Annotated in this window: 14 protein-coding genes; 7 read left to right on the forward strand and 7 right to left on the reverse strand. The window is 62.5% G+C overall.

Features of this window, described 5'->3' with window-relative positions; translation table 11 throughout:
* Window positions 1–51 precede the first annotated feature (51 nt).
* From ABF859_RS01125 to ABF859_RS01135, 3 genes are all read left to right on the forward strand, one after another.
* Window positions 52–840 (forward strand): inositol monophosphatase family protein, encoded by a 789-nt coding sequence (locus ABF859_RS01125; RefSeq protein ID WP_415525321.1) that lies wholly within the window; start codon window positions 52–54, stop codon window positions 838–840.
* Window positions 841–980: 140 nt separating this feature from the next.
* On the forward strand, window positions 981–2,231 hold the full coding sequence (gene serA, locus ABF859_RS01130; RefSeq protein ID WP_415525323.1) for a phosphoglycerate dehydrogenase: 1,251 nt from the start codon (window positions 981–983) through the stop codon (window positions 2,229–2,231).
* A gap of 50 nt (window positions 2,232–2,281) precedes the next feature.
* Window positions 2,282–3,784 carry a YifB family Mg chelatase-like AAA ATPase gene (locus ABF859_RS01135; RefSeq protein WP_415525325.1) on the forward strand — a complete coding sequence of 501 codons (1,503 nt, stop codon included), beginning with the start codon at window positions 2,282–2,284 and terminating at the stop codon, window positions 3,782–3,784.
* A 3-nt stretch (window positions 3,785–3,787) separates the two neighbouring features.
* Here ABF859_RS01135 and metC read toward each other — a convergent pair whose 3' ends face one another.
* Both metC and ABF859_RS01145 read right to left on the reverse strand, forming a co-directional pair.
* Window positions 3,788–4,999 (reverse strand): cystathionine beta-lyase, encoded by a 1,212-nt coding sequence (gene metC / locus ABF859_RS01140; RefSeq protein ID WP_415525327.1) that lies wholly within the window; start codon window positions 4,997–4,999, stop codon window positions 3,788–3,790.
* Window positions 4,996–5,838, reverse strand: coding sequence for a sulfurtransferase (locus tag ABF859_RS01145; protein WP_415525667.1), 843 nt, complete (start codon window positions 5,836–5,838; stop codon window positions 4,996–4,998). The genes metC and ABF859_RS01145 overlap by 4 nt, the downstream gene beginning before the upstream one ends.
* Window positions 5,839–5,967: 129 nt before the next feature.
* Between ABF859_RS01145 and ABF859_RS01150 the strand changes: the two genes are divergently transcribed.
* Together ABF859_RS01150 and ABF859_RS01155 are read left to right on the forward strand one after the other, a co-directional pair.
* Window positions 5,968–7,047 carry an AI-2E family transporter gene (locus ABF859_RS01150; RefSeq protein ID WP_415525329.1) on the forward strand — a complete coding sequence of 360 codons (1,080 nt, stop codon included), beginning with the start codon at window positions 5,968–5,970 and terminating at the stop codon, window positions 7,045–7,047.
* Entirely contained in the window at window positions 7,044–7,670 is a 627-nt protein-coding gene (locus ABF859_RS01155; protein WP_415525331.1) for an endonuclease/exonuclease/phosphatase family protein, read from the forward strand. The genes ABF859_RS01150 and ABF859_RS01155 overlap by 4 nt, the downstream gene beginning before the upstream one ends.
* A 5-nt stretch (window positions 7,671–7,675) precedes the next feature.
* Here ABF859_RS01155 and cls read toward each other — a convergent pair whose 3' ends face one another.
* Window positions 7,676–9,088, reverse strand: coding sequence for a cardiolipin synthase (cls, locus tag ABF859_RS01160; protein WP_415525333.1), 1,413 nt, complete (start codon window positions 9,086–9,088; stop codon window positions 7,676–7,678).
* Window positions 9,089–9,228: 140 nt separating this feature from the next.
* On the opposite strand from cls, the gene ABF859_RS01165 reads away from it, so the two are divergent.
* Window positions 9,229–9,951, forward strand: coding sequence for an arginyltransferase (locus tag ABF859_RS01165; RefSeq protein WP_415525335.1), 723 nt, complete (start codon window positions 9,229–9,231; stop codon window positions 9,949–9,951).
* 27 nt (window positions 9,952–9,978) lie between these two features.
* Here the strand turns inward: ABF859_RS01165 and parC are convergent, their stop codons facing one another.
* Window positions 9,979–12,186, reverse strand: coding sequence for a DNA topoisomerase IV subunit A (gene parC / locus ABF859_RS01170; protein WP_415525337.1), 2,208 nt, complete (start codon window positions 12,184–12,186; stop codon window positions 9,979–9,981).
* Here parC and ABF859_RS01175 point away from each other — a divergent pair.
* On the forward strand, window positions 12,163–12,639 hold the full coding sequence (locus tag ABF859_RS01175; RefSeq protein ID WP_415525339.1) for a hypothetical protein: 477 nt from the start codon (window positions 12,163–12,165) through the stop codon (window positions 12,637–12,639). The genes parC and ABF859_RS01175 overlap by 24 nt on opposite strands.
* Here the strand turns inward: ABF859_RS01175 and recO are convergent.
* The 3 genes from recO to rpsB form a co-directional block, all read right to left on the reverse strand.
* The gene (gene recO / locus ABF859_RS01180; RefSeq protein ID WP_415525669.1) at window positions 12,636–13,397 is read right to left on the reverse strand and encodes a DNA repair protein RecO; all 762 of its coding nucleotides are present in this window, start codon (window positions 13,395–13,397) and stop codon (window positions 12,636–12,638) included. The genes ABF859_RS01175 and recO overlap by 4 nt on opposite strands.
* Window positions 13,398–13,526: 129 nt before the next feature.
* Complete coding sequence (tsf, locus tag ABF859_RS01185; RefSeq protein WP_415525341.1) at window positions 13,527–14,435, reverse strand: translation elongation factor Ts; 909 nt, start codon at window positions 14,433–14,435, stop codon at window positions 13,527–13,529.
* Between the two features lie 101 nt (window positions 14,436–14,536).
* Complete coding sequence (gene rpsB, locus ABF859_RS01190) at window positions 14,537–15,334, reverse strand: 30S ribosomal protein S2 (RefSeq protein WP_011251676.1); 798 nt, start codon at window positions 15,332–15,334, stop codon at window positions 14,537–14,539.
* Between the last annotated feature and the right edge of the window lie 108 nt (window positions 15,335–15,442).

Below are 15,442 nucleotides of genomic sequence, written 5' to 3' on the forward strand. Positions count from 1 at the left end.
AACGGGCGTCAATCTCAGGCCATGCTCAAGCGACGGGAATAGACGAAAATCATGAGTGAAACGGTTCTGCAGACTGCCATCGAAGCCGCGACAGCCTGCGCAGACATCGCCCGCAGGACCGTTCTGCCCCATTTCCGGACGTCCCTTCGCGCCGATGCCAAATCCGACGACAGCCCCGTCACCATCGCGGACCGTCAGGCTGAACAGGCCATGCGCACCATCCTGGAAGAACGCCTGCCCGAACACGCGATTCTGGGTGAGGAAAACGGCATGAGCGGCGCCAGCAGCGACTGGCTCTGGGTGCTCGATCCCATCGACGGCACGCGTGCCTTCCTGACCGGACGCCCCACTTTCGGCACGCTCATCGCCCTGTTTCACAAGGGCCGTCCCGTTCTGGGGGTGATCGACCAGCCCGTCACCGGCGAACGCTGGATCGGCGTTTCCGGCCGCCCGACCCAGTTCCTCTCCGACCGTCTGCCCGGCACCATCGGCACACGTCCCTGCCCGAAGGCCGCCGAAGCCGAACTCTCCTGCACGGCCCCCGAAATCATGACCGCGGGGCATGCCCCGCGCTTTGCCAAGCTGCAGAAACACACCCGACGCACATCATGGGGTGGAGACTGCTACGCTTACGGCCTCCTCGCTCTCGGTCAGATCGACGTCATCGCCGAATGCACCATGAAACCCTGGGACTGGGGGGCGCTCGTTCCGGTCGTGGAAGGAGCGGGGGGCCGCATCACGGACTGGCAGGGACAACCGCTCACCCTTGAAAGTGACGACACCGTCCTGGCCTGCGGAGACGCAACCCTGCTTCCCGAAATCGTCCGCCACCTTTCCTGAATCCCGCCAATCGGCTAGGGAGAGGGCCCCGGCGGACATGGCGGCAGACATGAGCCGGGACCGGTCTGGTCACGGCCAGATCTGATGGAACCAGTTTGAATTGAAACCGGAGCCTTCCGGTTCATGACCGGGACGGATTTATGGAAACGCAGTTCTCTCTCCCCAAGAACAAGATCCGCATTCTTCTTCTGGAAGGCATTCACGAAAGCGCCGCAGCCCATTTCGCCGCAGAGGGCTATACGGAAGTCACGCGCGTCAAGGGTGCACTCGAAGGTGATGCCCTGAAGAAAGCCCTTCAGGGCGTGCATATGGTCGGCATCCGCAGCCGGACGCAGTTGACCCGTGAAGTCCTTGAAAGCGCAGACCGCCTCATGGCTATCGGCTGCTTCTGCATTGGCACGAATCAGGTCGATCTGGGTGCTGCGCGCATGCTTGGCATTCCCGTATTCAACGCACCGTTCAGCAACACCCGTTCCGTGGCCGAACTGGTGATGGGCGAGATCGTCATGCTGCTCCGTCGCATCCCGTCGCGCTCGGAAGCCTGCCACAGGGGCGGCTGGGACAAATCCGCCACCAATGCCTGGGAAGTTCGCGGCAAGACGCTCGGCATCGTCGGCTATGGCTCCATCGGCTCACAGCTTTCGGTTCTGGCCGAAGCCTTCGGCATGCGCGTGCTGTATTTCGACGTGATGCCGCGTCTGCCGCATGGCAATGCCATCGCCGTGTCCACCCTGCACGATCTGCTCGCGCAGTCCGACATCGTCAGCCTGCACGTTCCGCAGACGCCGGAAACCGATCTGCTGATCGGAGAGACGGAAATCCGGGCCATGAAGCCCAATTCCATCCTGCTCAACAATGCGCGCGGCAACGTCGTAGACCTTGAGGCCCTCGCGGCTGCACTGAAGGACGGCCATCTGATGGGCGCGGGCGTAGACGTATTCCCGGTCGAACCCAAGAAGGCCGGTGAAGAGTTCAAAACCCCGCTTCAGGGCCTCGAAAACGTCATTCTCACGCCGCATATCGGCGGTTCCACCATGGAAGCGCAGGAACGGATCGGCGTTGAAGTGGCCCGCAAGCTGGTGGATTACTCGGACGTGGGTTCCACGATCGGGGCTGTCAACTTTCCCAGTGTCCAGCTTCCGGAGCGTCCCCGGGGCACGCGCTTCATGCATGTCCATGCCAACCGTCCCGGCATCATGCGCCAGATCAACGACCTCTTCGCCTCGCAGAACTGCAACGTGACCGCCCAGTACCTCCAAACGGATGGTGAAGTCGGTTACGTCGTCGTCGAAGCCGAGTCGGAAGGCCCGGACATGGACACGACGCTGCTGGATGGTCTCAAGGCCCTCGACGGCACCCTTCGCGCGCGTCTGCTGTACCAGCGGTCCTGACACCCTTTCCGTTAACCAACAGGAAATAATTTCGGGCTAGGATTTGTCTCATGACGAGTCCCAGCCCGCACACACCTGCCCTTGCCCGCATCCAGAGCTTCGCGTTTTCCGGAATCGAAGCTGTCCCGGTCACGGTCGAGGTTCAGGTGTCCAGCGGCCTTCCGGCGTTCCTTGTCGTGGGGCTGGCGGACAAATCCGTCGGGGAAGCCCGCGAACGCGTCCGCGCTGCCCTGACGGCCATGGGACTGGCGCTTCCCCCCAAACGCATCCTGGTCAACCTCGTCCCTGCCGATCTTCTCAAGGAAGGCGCGCATTTCGACCTTCCCATCGCTCTCGGCCTGCTCTGCGCCATGGGTATCCTGTCCTTCGAGGCCGTCTCGGCCTACGCCGCTGTTGGAGAACTGTCTCTGGACGGCCGCATCAACCCCGTTGCAGGCGTCCTGTCCGCCGCTATTGGTGCCGTTGCCGAAGATCTCGGACTGATCTGCCCGGCTGCACAGGCTCTGGAAGCACGATGGGGAAATGACAGCACGGACGTTCTCGGCGCCCCCACTCTCGCGGCCCTTGTTTCCCATTTTCAGGGACAGCAGATCCTATCCCCGGCACCGCTGCCAACCGAGCATGTCATCGAATACGGTCCCGATCTCGCAGACGTCAAAGGCATGACACTGGGACGGCGCGCTCTGGAAATCGCTGCCGCCGGAGCGCATTCCATGCTCATGAGTGGGCCGCCGGGGGCCGGAAAGTCCATGCTCGCCAGCCGTCTGCCCGGTATTCTGCCCCACCTGACACGCGAAGAAGCTCTGGAAACGAGCCGGATTCACAGTGTTTCAGGTATTCTGCAAAACGGAAGACTGGTCGTCCGGCCGCCCTATCGCGCGCCGCATCACAGTGCGAGCCTCCCCGCCATTGTAGGTGGCGGCGCAAAAGCCCGGCCCGGCGAAGTCAGCCTTGCCAATAACGGCGTGCTGTTCCTCGATGAACTCCCGGAGTTCTCACGATCCTGTCTGGAGTCTCTGCGTCAGCCCATCGAAACCGGCAGTATTTCCATCGCGCGTGCCGCCCATCATACGACGTACCCCGCGCGCTTTCAGTTCATCGGTGCCATGAATCCGTGCCGTTGCGGCTATCTGGGTGACCCAGAGCGGAGCTGTCGCAAGGCTCCCCGCTGCGGCGAGGATTACACGGCGAAGATTTCCGGCCCGATGCTCGACCGCATGGACCTGTGCGTGCAGATCGAACCCCTCTCTCCGATCGACATCAGCCGCGCACCGAAGGGCGAGAACAGCGCCAGAGTCCGGGCCCGTGTCGAACTGGCCCGCCAGCGTCAGATCGACCGTCAGGGCGTTCCCAACTCGCAGGTCTCTCCCGACCAGCTCGACATGGATGATGATGCCCGTTCCCTGGCTGAACAGGCCGCCGAAAAGCTGCGCCTGTCCAATCGCGGGATCACGCGCCTGATCCGCGTCTCCCGCACCATCGCCGATCTGGAAGGCACACAGAGCATTCAGCGCCATCATGTCGCCGAAGCCCTGACTTTCCGCCGCCGTTAAGGTTCAGAACTGAAGGCTGTCCAGCCCTCGTGCCAGATCGGTCTTCAGATCCTTAACATCCTCAAGCCCGATATGCAGCCGGAACGTCGCGGAGGTCGGACCGCCCTCACCCGTCACGCGCCGGATATGCCCTGTTGTCGGCAGAACCAGACTTTCATATCCGCCCCAGGACGCGCCGATCCCGAACAGGCTCAGCCCGTCGATCATGCGCTCGGCGGCCTCAACGGAGATTTCCGGCTGAAGCTCCACCCCGAACAGTCCGCAGGCCCCGGTAAAGTCGCGTTTCCAGAACTCGTGCCCCGGACAGTCTTCCAGCGCCGGATGCAGAACCCGCGCGACTTCGGGCCGCGTTTTCAGCCACTGCGCGATTTCCAGTGCCGAACGCGACTGATGCGCCAGCCGCACGCCCATCGTCCGCAGCCCCCGCAGTGTCAGCCAGCAGTCATCCGGCCCCGCACACTGCCCAAGCTGGATCGCGGCATCCCGCAGCGTCTTCCAGTGGGCTTCATCGTTGACCGTGACCGATCCCATGATGACGTCCGAATGCCCGGCGGGATATTTCGTCAGCGCCTGGATCGACACATCCACCCCATGGACGAAGGGCTGGAACACCCCGATCCCCCAGGTGTTGTCCAGCAGCAGCAGGGCCCCTGCCTCATGGGCCACCTCTGCCAGCATCGGCACGTCCTGCACCTCGAACGTATGGCTGCCCGGGCTTTCCGCGAACAGGATCTTCGTCTCCGCCCGTACAAGGGCCGTGATCTCGGCGCGGGATGCCATCGGAGGGTAATATGTCGTCACCACACCCAGCCGCTGGAGCATCGTGCCTGCAAAGCGGCGCGTCGGTCCATAAACCGAATCGGGCAGCAGCAGATGATCCCCGCATCCCAGAAACGCCAGAAGCGGCATCGTGCAGGCCGCCAGACCCGAATTGACGACCTGCGTATGCGTCCCGCCTTCGATCCGGCTCAGCATTTCCTCAAGCTGGTGCTGGATCGGAGAACCCATCGCCCCATAAACCATCTTGTGCGCGTGACTGCGTCCATCCGTCCGGTTCATGGCTTCCAGCGTCGGAAACAGGACCGTCGAGCCGCGACTGACCGGCGCGTTCACAAACTCTCCCGTCTCCGGCAGATCATGTGAACGCCCCTCACGCACCAGCATGGAGCCCATCCGGCTCCACCCTGCGCTCACCCGCTTTTCCAGATCGCTCATGCTCCTTCTTCTCCCGTCACAACCGGCGCGTCAGGGTCGCTGCCCCATTCCGCCCAGGATCCATCATACAAAGCCGCATCGCCATATCCCGCGATCGACAGCGCCGCCACGATCGTCGCCGCCGTCAGCCCGGAGCCGCAGCTTGCGATTACGGATCGCCCTTTTGCAGCGCCCAGAATCCGCTTCAGCTCGGGTGCGGGCAGAAAACAGCCATTCCCATCCACAAGGCGCGTCCAGTCCATGCTCTGGGCACCCGGCATGTGGCCGCCACGCACGCCAGGTCGAGGCTCCGGCACGGTCGCGGCGAACCGGCCCGCACTTCTGGCATCCAGCACCAGAGCGTCCGTCCGCTCCAGGGCCTGACGCACATCGCCCGCACCCGCGAGCAGCCCGTAACGGGGCCGGGGCCGGAAAACCGCAGGTCTGATTCCGGAAGGTGCACCGCCCTCAACTGCACCACCGGCCTTCACCCAGGCCTCAAGCCCACCATCCAGAATCCGTGCGTTCCGATGCCCGAAGAGTCGCGCCAGCCACCAGCCCCGACACGCGCCAACACTCCCGCGCCCGTCATAGAACACGACCGGCATATCCTCACTTACGCCCAGCCCACCCATCAGCCGGGCAAACCGCGCGGCCCCCGGCACCGTATGCGGCAGCGGACTGTCGGGGTCCGCAAACACATCAATGTCGAATCGCTGTGCGTCAGGCAGATGGCGTTCAGCGAACGCAGCATCGGGATCGCCTTTCTGCCCCGGCAAAAGCACGCTGGCATCAAGGGGAATGAACCGGCCAACCTCGGGGATCAGGGTCGCGGCATCAACAAGTGGCGAGATCGTCATGCCCACACCATAGGTCGAGGGATGCGCCGGACGCCAGAGCGTGCCAAAGTAGCATTCCATGAACACGCATCGCACAGAGTCATGCGAGCCGGGGCGCCAGTCCGGCCATTATCGGGATAGCGCGTCCGCATGACGACCGAGCGGATCCTTCTCGGCCTCATCCTGGCCGGAATCGCCTATGGCTGCGGCATCATCCTGTGGCCGTTCCTCTCGGCCATCATGTGGGCGGCCATCCTCGCCTTCACGACCTGGCCGATCTACCGCCGGATGCGCCGTCATGTGCGTCCCGCGCTGGCCGCTCTTGCCATGATGGCCCTGAGCGCGCTGTTCATTGTCGTTCCCCTGGCTGTCCTGACCAGCGCCGGCATCAGCGATATTCCCGCCACGATCTCGGAAATCGACGCCCTGATCCTGCACGTCACCAGCGCGAACCCACCGCCCGCCTGGCTGAACCGCATCCCGATGGCCGGCCCCCATCTCGTGAATGCCTGGCATCATTTCAGCCATGACGTCGGTGCCTTCGCGACCGAAGTCCTGCGCCCCTATGCGGGACAGATCGCCCATGTCACCCTGACGGTCCTGCTGCGCCTCGCAGGCGGGCTCGCCGAACTCGTCATGGCGCTGTTCGTGGCCTTCTTCCTCTGGCTCAATGGCGATACGCTCGGCAACACCATCACGGCCCTGATCGACCGCATTGCCGGTCCCCGTACCACGCCCCGCCTCATCAACATCATCGGTCGCACAGTCCGTGGGACAGTCTACGGCATCCTCGGCACGGCCCTGATCCAGGGCATCCTTACGGGAATCGGCCTCATGCTGGCGGGTGTGCCATCCCCCGTCCTGCTGGCCGGCATCACCGCCTTCGTCGCCGTCTTCCCCATTGGCGCACCGCTGGTCTGGGTGCCTGCTGCCATCTGGCTGGGCATGACCCACCATTTCGGACATGGCCTGTTCCTTGCCATCTACGGCATCCTCATCATCTCCGGTGCCGACCACGTCATCCGCCCGGCATTCATCGCCCGCGGTGCGCAACTCCCCTACCTGCTGACCGTGCTCGGCGTTCTCGGCGGCATCGTGACATTCGGAGGCGTCGGTATTTTCCTCGGTCCCGTGCTGCTGGCTGTCGGCTACACCCTGACCAGCGAATTCGCCGCCGGTCCCCATCACCGCGAACGCAATCCCCTCTACCTGCCGGAGCCTCCGAAATGACGACATCCCTTCTGTCCGGAGCTTCTTTAAAAGTCCTGAGCTGGAACCTGTACCGCTGGGAAGGCGCATCGCTGGAAGATGTCCTCACCGTCATCCGCGCGGAAAATCCCGACATCGTCGTCATGCAGGAAGCGCAGGAAGCCGTGGATGAACTGCCCGAAATCCTGGGTGGCTATTATGACCGCATTCCGCTTCCCGGACGTCCGCACGGTACTGCCTGCTGGAGCAGCCTGCCCTTTACGCGGCCCCCCTCATTCTGCCGCCTGCCGCGCGGCCTTCTGGTCAAACGGACGGCCCAGCTCATTGATTTCGGCAGTTTCTCGCTGGCCAACGTCCATCTGTCGCATGGCCAGATCCTGAACCGGCGCCAGCTTCGCAGCATCAGCGCCAATATGCGTCACCGCGCCGTCATCATGGGGGATTTCAACCTCGTGGGCCCTGTCCTGCTTCCCGGCTTTCTGGATGTGGGCCCAAAGGAAAAGACCCACCGGATGCTGAACCACGTTCCCCTGAGGCTGGACCGCTGTCTCGTTCGGGGTCTCTCAAGGCTCGAAGCCCGTGCCCTCCCACGCTTCGGCTCCGATCACCGTCCAATCTCCGTTACGCTGCGACTGGGCGCGTAACAGCCTTACAGATATGGCAGCAGAAGCCTGATTGCGGAATTGCGCATCCGGATCAGGAACGGCAGGCGGTCCAGATCGTGATGTGTCAGCCGGTTGCGACGGTGTGTCTCCATGAATGAGGACAGGTCTTTGGCCACGGCCCGGTCGTAGATTTCCAGATTGATCTCGAAGTTCAGCCGCAGGGAGCGCATGTCGATATTCGCACTTCCCACAAAGCTCCATTCATCATCCACGACCATCAGCTTTGAATGATTGAACGGCGGATCGGCCATCCATACCCGGCAGCCGGCATCCAGAAATGGTCGCAGATTGGCATCCCGCGCATTGTCGATCAGCGCATGGTTACTGCTTTTGGGTACGACGATATCGATCACCACGCCCCGCAGCGCCGCCAGAATCAGTTCGGTTGAAAACCGGTCATCCGGCAGGAAATACGGCGTCATCACCCAGATATGCGAGCGAGCCAGCGAAAAGGCCTGCAACATCCCGTATTCGATCTTCTCCAGATCCGCATCCGGCCCGGACGTCACGATCCGCATGGGCACATCCCCCACCGGTGACGGCTCGGGCAGATAACGCTCACCTTCGAGTTCCTCACCCGTCGTGAACGACCAGTCCCATGCGAACGCCACCGCAAGCTGATGCACGATGGGGCCCTGAAGACGGAAATGCGTATCCGCGACCGGCAGCTTCGTCCGCAACCGGAGCATGTTCTCCTCGCCGATGTTCAGGCCGCCCATGAAACCGACTGTCCCGTCCACCACCAGAATCTTGCGATGATTGCGCAGATTGATGAACGGCATGCGCCAGGGCCAGACAGAATGCATGAACCGCGCGCACGCCACGCCCTCACGCCGAAGCCGACGCTCGATCCCGCAGCGGAAATATCCGCTCCCGATCCCGTCCACCAGCACCCGGACCTCGACCCCGCGACGCTTCGCCGCCACCAGAGCTTCGGCAAAACGCTGGCCCACCTCATCATCGCGGAAAATGTACGAGCACAGGATGATCGATTTTTTTGCCTGACCAATTGCTTCCAGCATGACCGGATAGGCATTGTCCCCATCATGCAGGCAGGTGACCGAATTGCCCCGCATCAGCGGCCGTTCCGTCAGCCGTCCCAGCATCTTCGACAACGGAGCAAGATTGCCATCCACCGTCTGACGGTACTGTGCCAGCGGATCGCGCCCCTCCCACAGATGCCGGTTGACCATCTTCTGCGCCCGGCGCCGGACACGGTTGATCCCGAACATCAGATACAGCACCGTGCCCAGCATTGGCGCGATCCAGCAGATGCCGATCCACGCCGTGCAGGAAACCGTGTCACGCTTGTGCACCAGGGCATGAACCGTCACGAAAAGAGGAAGGATCCAGCGCAGGACCTGCACAAGAATATGGAAAAAGGGCCAGTGCGTCATAAATCTCCCTGCGCCGGAGACGGCACACACGCCCCCGGATATTCTCTCTTCATCCTTTCGCAAAGATGAAGGATGCGCCAGCCCCCGTCATTGCGATAGGATCGTCTTCCGGCCCAGTCTTTCGAAAAGGAGAGCGTCTCATGCAGCACCGCCCACAGCTCTTCTACACGACGGCTCCGGCCCCGTGCCCCTACCTGCCCGACCGGACCGAGCGCAAGGTCCTGACCGAGCTTGCCGGCCCTGAAGCCGTATCCCTGCACAACCGCCTTTCCCAGGCTGGCTTCCGCCGCAGCCACACCATTGCCTATGCGCCTGTCTGTGTTGGCTGCCGTGCCTGCACGCCCATGCGCATTCCGGCCGCGACCTTCGCACCGACCCGGACCCAGAGGAAAGTCCGTAACCGCCATGCGGACCTTCAGGTCGCCATGGTTCCTCCCGTGCCGACCGACGAGCAGTTCCGTCTGTTCGAAATGTATCAGGCAGTCCGCCACGCCGACGGCGAAATGGCCCATATGTGCTGGCGCGATTACGTTGATCTGATCGCCAACACACCGGTCGAGACCTTCCTGGCCGAGTTTCGCCGCCCGGACGGTACCCTTGTCTGCGTCAGTCTTGTCGATCGCCTCTCGGATGGCCTGTCCGCCGTCTATACGTTCTATGACGTCAACGATCTGACGGCCTCATGGGGCACGTTTTCAATCCTGTGGCTGATCGAACAGACGGCAAGAATGGGGCTGGAACACCTGTATCTTGGCTATTACGTCCCCGGCAGCCCCAAGATGGCCTACAAGGCCGCCTTCATGCCCGCCGAAGTTTTCCGAGACGGCCACTGGATCCCGCTATCAGCACCGCTCCCGGCCTGAAAAAGCCGGGACCATCTTTCCCCACCCTCAGTTTTTGCGCAGCATCCATTGGGGGGCCGCCCGACCCACGGCCCCACGGCGTCCTTCAAGCGCTACCAGATCCGCCGTTCCCCGAACGCGCTGCCCTTCCTGCCACAGAAGACCCTCGGATACTGTCAGCGTCCGGATATCACGCAGCGTACTGTCACCCAGTTTCTGGAACGCCACACCGCCCCCACGCGTCATTTCCGGCACCTGCTCCATCGGGAAGATCAGCGCCCGCTTGTTGTGCCCCAGCGTCAGCACATGCGTGCCCCCGACCGGGATGCAGGCAAAGACCTCATCGCCATCCTTGACGTTGAAGACCTGCTTGCCCGTCCGCTTCTCCGCCACCAGTCCCGCTTCGGAGACGATCATGCCGCGCCCCGATGCCGAGGCGATCAGACGGCGTCCCTCGTCCGTAACCGGGAACAGTGTCACGATCCGGTCTTCCTGCGGCACCTCCACCACAGTCCGGAACGGCTGGCCGAACCCACGCCCGCGCGGCAGATCGGCCGCCTTGATGGTATAGGCCTTGCCGCTGCTGGAGATCAGGCACAAACGATCCGTGCTCTGACACTCTACGGAAAGCCAGCCCTCGTCGCCTTCCTTGAAGCGGTGTCCCTGCGGATCAAGCCCATGGCCCTTCATGGCGCGGATCCAGCCCTCGCGTGACAGCAGGACCGTCAGTGGCTCACGGTCAATTTCCAGCGCCGCGGAAATATCAACAGGCTTCGGAGGTTCAGCAATCAGCGTCCGGCGATCACCCAGCGGACCGGACCCAAATTTTTTAATGATCCCGTCCAGATCCTTGCCAATCCGCGTCCAGCGCCGACGCTCCGATCCCAGCAACGTCTCAAGCGCTTTCTTCTCGTCCGCAAGCTTGTCCCGCTCACGTCGGATTTCCATTTCCTCAAGCCGCCGCAGCGAGCGCAGTCGCATGTTCAGCACCGCTTCGGCCTGAATATCCGTCAGGCTGAACGTCGCCATCAGGCTGACCTTGGGCTCGTCTTCCTCACGGATGATCCGGATCACTTCGTCGAGGTTCAGGTAGACCGCAAGGAAGCCTTCAAGAATCTCAAGCCGTCGCAGCACTGCTGCCAGACGGTGATTCGACCGCCGCACCAGCACTTCATGCACGTGATCCAGCCAGGCCCGCAGAACCTGCTTCAGCGACAGCACGCCCGGAACACGGTCGCCGCCCAGAACATTCATGTTCAGGCTGAAACGGTTCTCGAGCGCCGTGTTGCGAAAGAGTGTCTCCATCAGCACATCCGGCTCGACGCCCTTGGTCTTGGGCTCCAGCACCAGACGGATATCGGTCGTGCTTTCGTCGCGCACATCGCCCAGAAGCGGCAGCTTGCGCTGCTCCATCAGGTCCGCGATCTGCTCGATCAGGCGCGATTTCTGCACCTGATACGGGATTTCAGTGACGATGATGACCCAGGTGCCGAACCGCCCCTGCTCGACGTCCCAACGTGCCCGCGTGCGGAAACTGCCACGCCCCGTTTCGTAAGAGCGGATGATGGACTCCCGCTCCTCGACCAGAGTGCCGCCCGTCGGGAAATCCGGACCCGGCATCAGATCAACCAGTTCGGCGATCGTCACATCCGGCTTTTCGATCAGAAGCTTCGCCGCCCGGCAGATTTCCGCGGCGTTATGGGGCGGGATACTCGTCGCCATGCCAACAGCGATACCGGCTGCCCCGTTCGCCAGCAGATTCGGGAACATTCCCGGCAGCACGATGGGCTCGTGATCTTCGTTGTCGTAGGTTGCCCGGAAATCGACTGCATCATCCTGGATGCCATCGAGCAGCGCCTGCGCCACTTCCGTCAGACGGCTTTCCGTATACCGCATGGCGGCCGCACCATCACCATCGATGGAGCCGAAATTGCCCTGTCCCTCGACCAGCGGATAACGGACCGCAAAATCCTGCGCCAGACGCACCAGCGCCTCATACACGGAGGCATCGCCATGTGGATGGAACTTACCGATCACATCACCGACGACACGTGCACACTTTTTAAACCCTGATGTGGGATCAAGGCGTAGCTGCTGCATCGCATAAAGGAGGCGGCGGTGTACCGGCTTCAGGCCATCACGTACGTCCGGAAGGGACCGCGACATGATTGTCGACATCGCATACGCAATATATCGCTCGCTCAGAGCCTCAGCGAGCTTGGTATCCTCGATATGACCAGCCAGATCCGTTCCCATGCATCTCCCCTCTTTCGTGCAGGACTTAGACACTGGCGTGCCATCCTGTCCAGCGCTCTCCTCATCAGCGCGACAGCCTGTTCACCCTATCGTCCTGTCCAGAAGGCGGAAGTCTCGTTCGCGCTGGCCGGCTTCAGGGCACATCCTGCCGATACGACTGCGCGCTGGGCGATGATGAACCTCCTGCCCCCCAACACCCTGACCTACCGCATGCAGAACGGGCAGCCAGTCCTGCTCTATGCCGATCCCATCGCCTGCGGCTGCGTTTATATGGGCGACAAAAGCGCTTATGCCGCATACAAGGCCAGCCATTCCGTCGATGTCGCGCAGGAGCAGCACATGACGGCCGAAATCAACCAGCATCCCGGCTGGGACTGGTCCGTGTGGGAAAGCACGGCTGACGTGGATGTCGTCAGCGGCCTGCGCCCCGGCCCCAGCCATGTGTTCTACTAAGCGGGATCAGCCTTCACGTCCGGAACCGGCAGAAGCCGCTGCACATACTCCACCAGTCGCTCCCGCGCTGCGGGCAGCGGCTGGTGCCGGACGCCAAAGACCCAGCGCGACAGGAAATGTCCCGTCAGCGTCAGCCCCTCCATCCAGTCCGCGGGTGTTCCATCCTGTGCTTCATCCATCATCAGGGCCGGTAGAGACAAAAGCCTGTCCCGCCATTCTCCCGCGCCTTCCCGGCTTACAGCCCGCCCTGACCGTGGCGACACATAGGCCAGATCTTCCCGTGTGCCTGTCACTGCACATTCCGACAGATCCAATCCGTACCCGAGCCCGGCCAGAAGCTGCGCCTCCCAGCGCAGGTACGCCCCCATGGGCGGTGGCTCAGGCGCAACGCTGATCAACGTCAGAAGACGTACCAGCCGCATGAAGAGCTCCGGATGTGCCTCACCCTGCGGCAATGCCCCATCCACCAGCGCGCACGCACTGCTCACCATCTCAAGCTGTAGCGGGGCGTCCAGAATCCGTGCTGCCACACACTGCACCGGCTCGGCCGTCAGCGTTCCAAGCTGATCCGCCAACCGCGCCCGCCAGCGCGCCATGACCAGATTGCCCGTCTGCCACAGCGACGCCTGACGACGGGAGGCCCCGCCCCGCGCCATGCCGTGCGACACGCCGTGCTCCTCGCTGAACAGATGAACCAGCGCACTGCCCTCGCCATAAGGCCGGACCGACAGAACCAGCGCCGCCGCTTCCCATTCCATCATCGATCCTCCCGGTATGACCAGAAACGCAAAAAGCCCCCGAACGCCGGAGCGTACAGGGGCCTTTCTACAGACTTTCGCCTCCGACCTGAACCGGGCTGACCCGGCTCAGGACAGGAACGGAAAACCTTACTTGGTGCCGGCAGCAGCCGCGACTTCAGCAGCGAAGTCGCTCTCTTCCTTCTCGATGCCTTCACCGAGCTGGAAGCGCTCGAAACCAACCAGCTTTGCGCCAGCCTTCTCAACAACCTTGGACACGCGGCTCTCGCCGTCCAGAACCCACACCTGCTCCAGAAGAACGACTTCTTCATAGAACTTGCGGATACGACCTTCGACCATCTTCTCGATGATGGCTTCCGGCTTGCCGGACTCACGGGCCTGTTCGATCAGAACGGCACGCTCGCGCTCTAGGGCCTCCGGATCGACGCTGGCAACATCCAGGGCAGCCGGGCGGGTCGCAGCGACATGCATGCCAACCTGACGACCCAGCGTGAGCAGTGCATCGGATTCGGACGGAGCTTCCAGAGCGGCCAGAACGCCGATCTTGCCGATACCCGGACGCAGAGCGCTGTGGACATAGCTTGCGACAACGCCAGACTCGACCGACAGGACCTTGGCGCGACGGATGGCCATGTTCTCGCCGATCGTGGCAATCAGGTGCGTCAGTTCGTCAGCAACCGTACGGCCGGACGGAACCTTGCCAGCCTTGATGGCGTCCAGATCGTCGCCGACTTCGAGCGCAACATGGGCAACCTGCTCGACGAATGCCTGGAACGCTTCGTTACGGCCAACGAAATCCGTCTCGGCATTCACTTCAACCATCGCGGCGCGGTTCTTGCCGGACACAACACCGACCAGACCCTCAGCCGTCGTACGGCCGGACTTCTTCGCAGCCTGGGACAGACCCTTCGTGCGCAGCCAGTCGATGGCGGCGTCCATGTCGCCGGCAGCTTCCGTCAGGGCCTTCTTGCAATCCATCATGCCGGCGCCGGTGGCTTCGCGCAGTTCGCGGACCAGGGCTGCTGTGATTTCTGCCATTTATCTCATCCCTCAAAAAAGATCATGCGGCCGGACGAATTCGCCCGGCCGCATGCCATGTTTCAGTTGCCGTTTTCCATGACCGGATCCCGGCAGTCTGTTCAGCCTGCGGAAGCGGGAGCTTCTGCGCCTTCAGCTGCGGCGGCTTCCAGAACAGCCGTCTCAGCCGGCAGTTCCTCAGCAGCACCGATATCCTGACCCGAAGCAGCCAGCTCGGCGGAAATACCGTCGAGAACCGCACCGGAAACCAGATCACAATACAGGGTGATGGCACGGATGGCGTCATCGTTGCCCGGGATCGGATAGGTCACGCCAGCAGGGTTGGAGTTGCTGTCCAGAACGCCGATGACCGGAATGCCAAGCTTCGTGGCTTCTTCGATCGCCAGCTTTTCCTTGTTCGTGTCGATCACGAACAGCAGGTCGGGCAGGCCACCCATTTCCTTGATGCCGCCGAGGGAGCGCTCGAGCTTCTCGCGGTCACGCGTGATGTCGAGAACTTCCTTCTTCGTCAGGCCAGCCGTGTCACCGGAGAGCATTTCGTCGATCTGGCGCAGACGCTTGATGGAACCCGTGATGGTCTTCCAGTTGGTCAGCATGCCGCCGAGCCAGCGGTGGTTGACGTAGTACTGGCCGCAACGCTGTGCAGCTTCAGCAACGTGGTCAGCCGCAGCGCGCTTGGTGCCAACGAACAGGACGCGACCGCCATTGGCGACCGTGTCACGGACAACCTTCAGGGCGCGGTCCAGCATCGGAACCGTCTGCTGCAGGTCGATAATGTGGACCTGGTTACGCACACCGAACAGGTACGGCGCCATGGCCGGGTTCCAGCGACGGGTGTGGTGACCGAAATGAACGCCGGCTTCAAGGAGCTGGCGCATGGTGAAATCAGGCATTGCCATGATTCAGAATTCCTTGCGTCTGGTTGAACCTCCGCATGGCAACGTCCTGAAATCAGGACACCAGAAAACCCGAGAGCCATGCGTGCGGATTGCCCTTCATCGAAGAAA

Source organism: Gluconobacter sp., assembly GCF_047722525.1.
In the GTDB taxonomy this organism is placed as follows: Bacteria; Pseudomonadota; Alphaproteobacteria; order Acetobacterales; family Acetobacteraceae; genus Gluconobacter.

What these genes read in the sequence shown, in the direction of transcription:
- ABF859_RS01125 (WP_415525321.1), top strand. Translation starts at nt 52, where the DNA reads ATGAGTGAAACGGTTCTGCAGACTGCCATCGAAGCCGCGACAGCCTGC.
- serA (WP_415525323.1), top strand. Translation starts at nt 981, where the DNA reads ATGGAAACGCAGTTCTCTCTCCCCAAGAACAAGATCCGCATTCTTCTT.
- ABF859_RS01135 (WP_415525325.1), top strand. Translation starts at nt 2,282, where the DNA reads ATGACGAGTCCCAGCCCGCACACACCTGCCCTTGCCCGCATCCAGAGC.
- metC (WP_415525327.1), bottom strand. Translation starts at nt 4,999, where the DNA reads ATGAGCGATCTGGAAAAGCGGGTGAGCGCAGGGTGGAGCCGGATGGGC.
- ABF859_RS01145 (WP_415525667.1), bottom strand. Translation starts at nt 5,838, where the DNA reads ATGACGATCTCGCCACTTGTTGATGCCGCGACCCTGATCCCCGAGGTT.
- ABF859_RS01150 (WP_415525329.1), top strand. Translation starts at nt 5,968, where the DNA reads ATGACGACCGAGCGGATCCTTCTCGGCCTCATCCTGGCCGGAATCGCC.
- ABF859_RS01155 (WP_415525331.1), top strand. Translation starts at nt 7,044, where the DNA reads ATGACGACATCCCTTCTGTCCGGAGCTTCTTTAAAAGTCCTGAGCTGG.
- cls (WP_415525333.1), bottom strand. Translation starts at nt 9,088, where the DNA reads ATGACGCACTGGCCCTTTTTCCATATTCTTGTGCAGGTCCTGCGCTGG.
- ABF859_RS01165 (WP_415525335.1), top strand. Translation starts at nt 9,229, where the DNA reads ATGCAGCACCGCCCACAGCTCTTCTACACGACGGCTCCGGCCCCGTGC.
- ABF859_RS01175 (WP_415525339.1), top strand. Translation starts at nt 12,163, where the DNA reads ATGACCAGCCAGATCCGTTCCCATGCATCTCCCCTCTTTCGTGCAGGA.
- parC (WP_415525337.1), bottom strand. Translation starts at nt 12,186, where the DNA reads ATGGGAACGGATCTGGCTGGTCATATCGAGGATACCAAGCTCGCTGAG.
- recO (WP_415525669.1), bottom strand. Translation starts at nt 13,397, where the DNA reads ATGGAATGGGAAGCGGCGGCGCTGGTTCTGTCGGTCCGGCCTTATGGC.
- tsf (WP_415525341.1), bottom strand. Translation starts at nt 14,435, where the DNA reads ATGGCAGAAATCACAGCAGCCCTGGTCCGCGAACTGCGCGAAGCCACC.
- rpsB (WP_011251676.1), bottom strand. Translation starts at nt 15,334, where the DNA reads ATGGCAATGCCTGATTTCACCATGCGCCAGCTCCTTGAAGCCGGCGTT.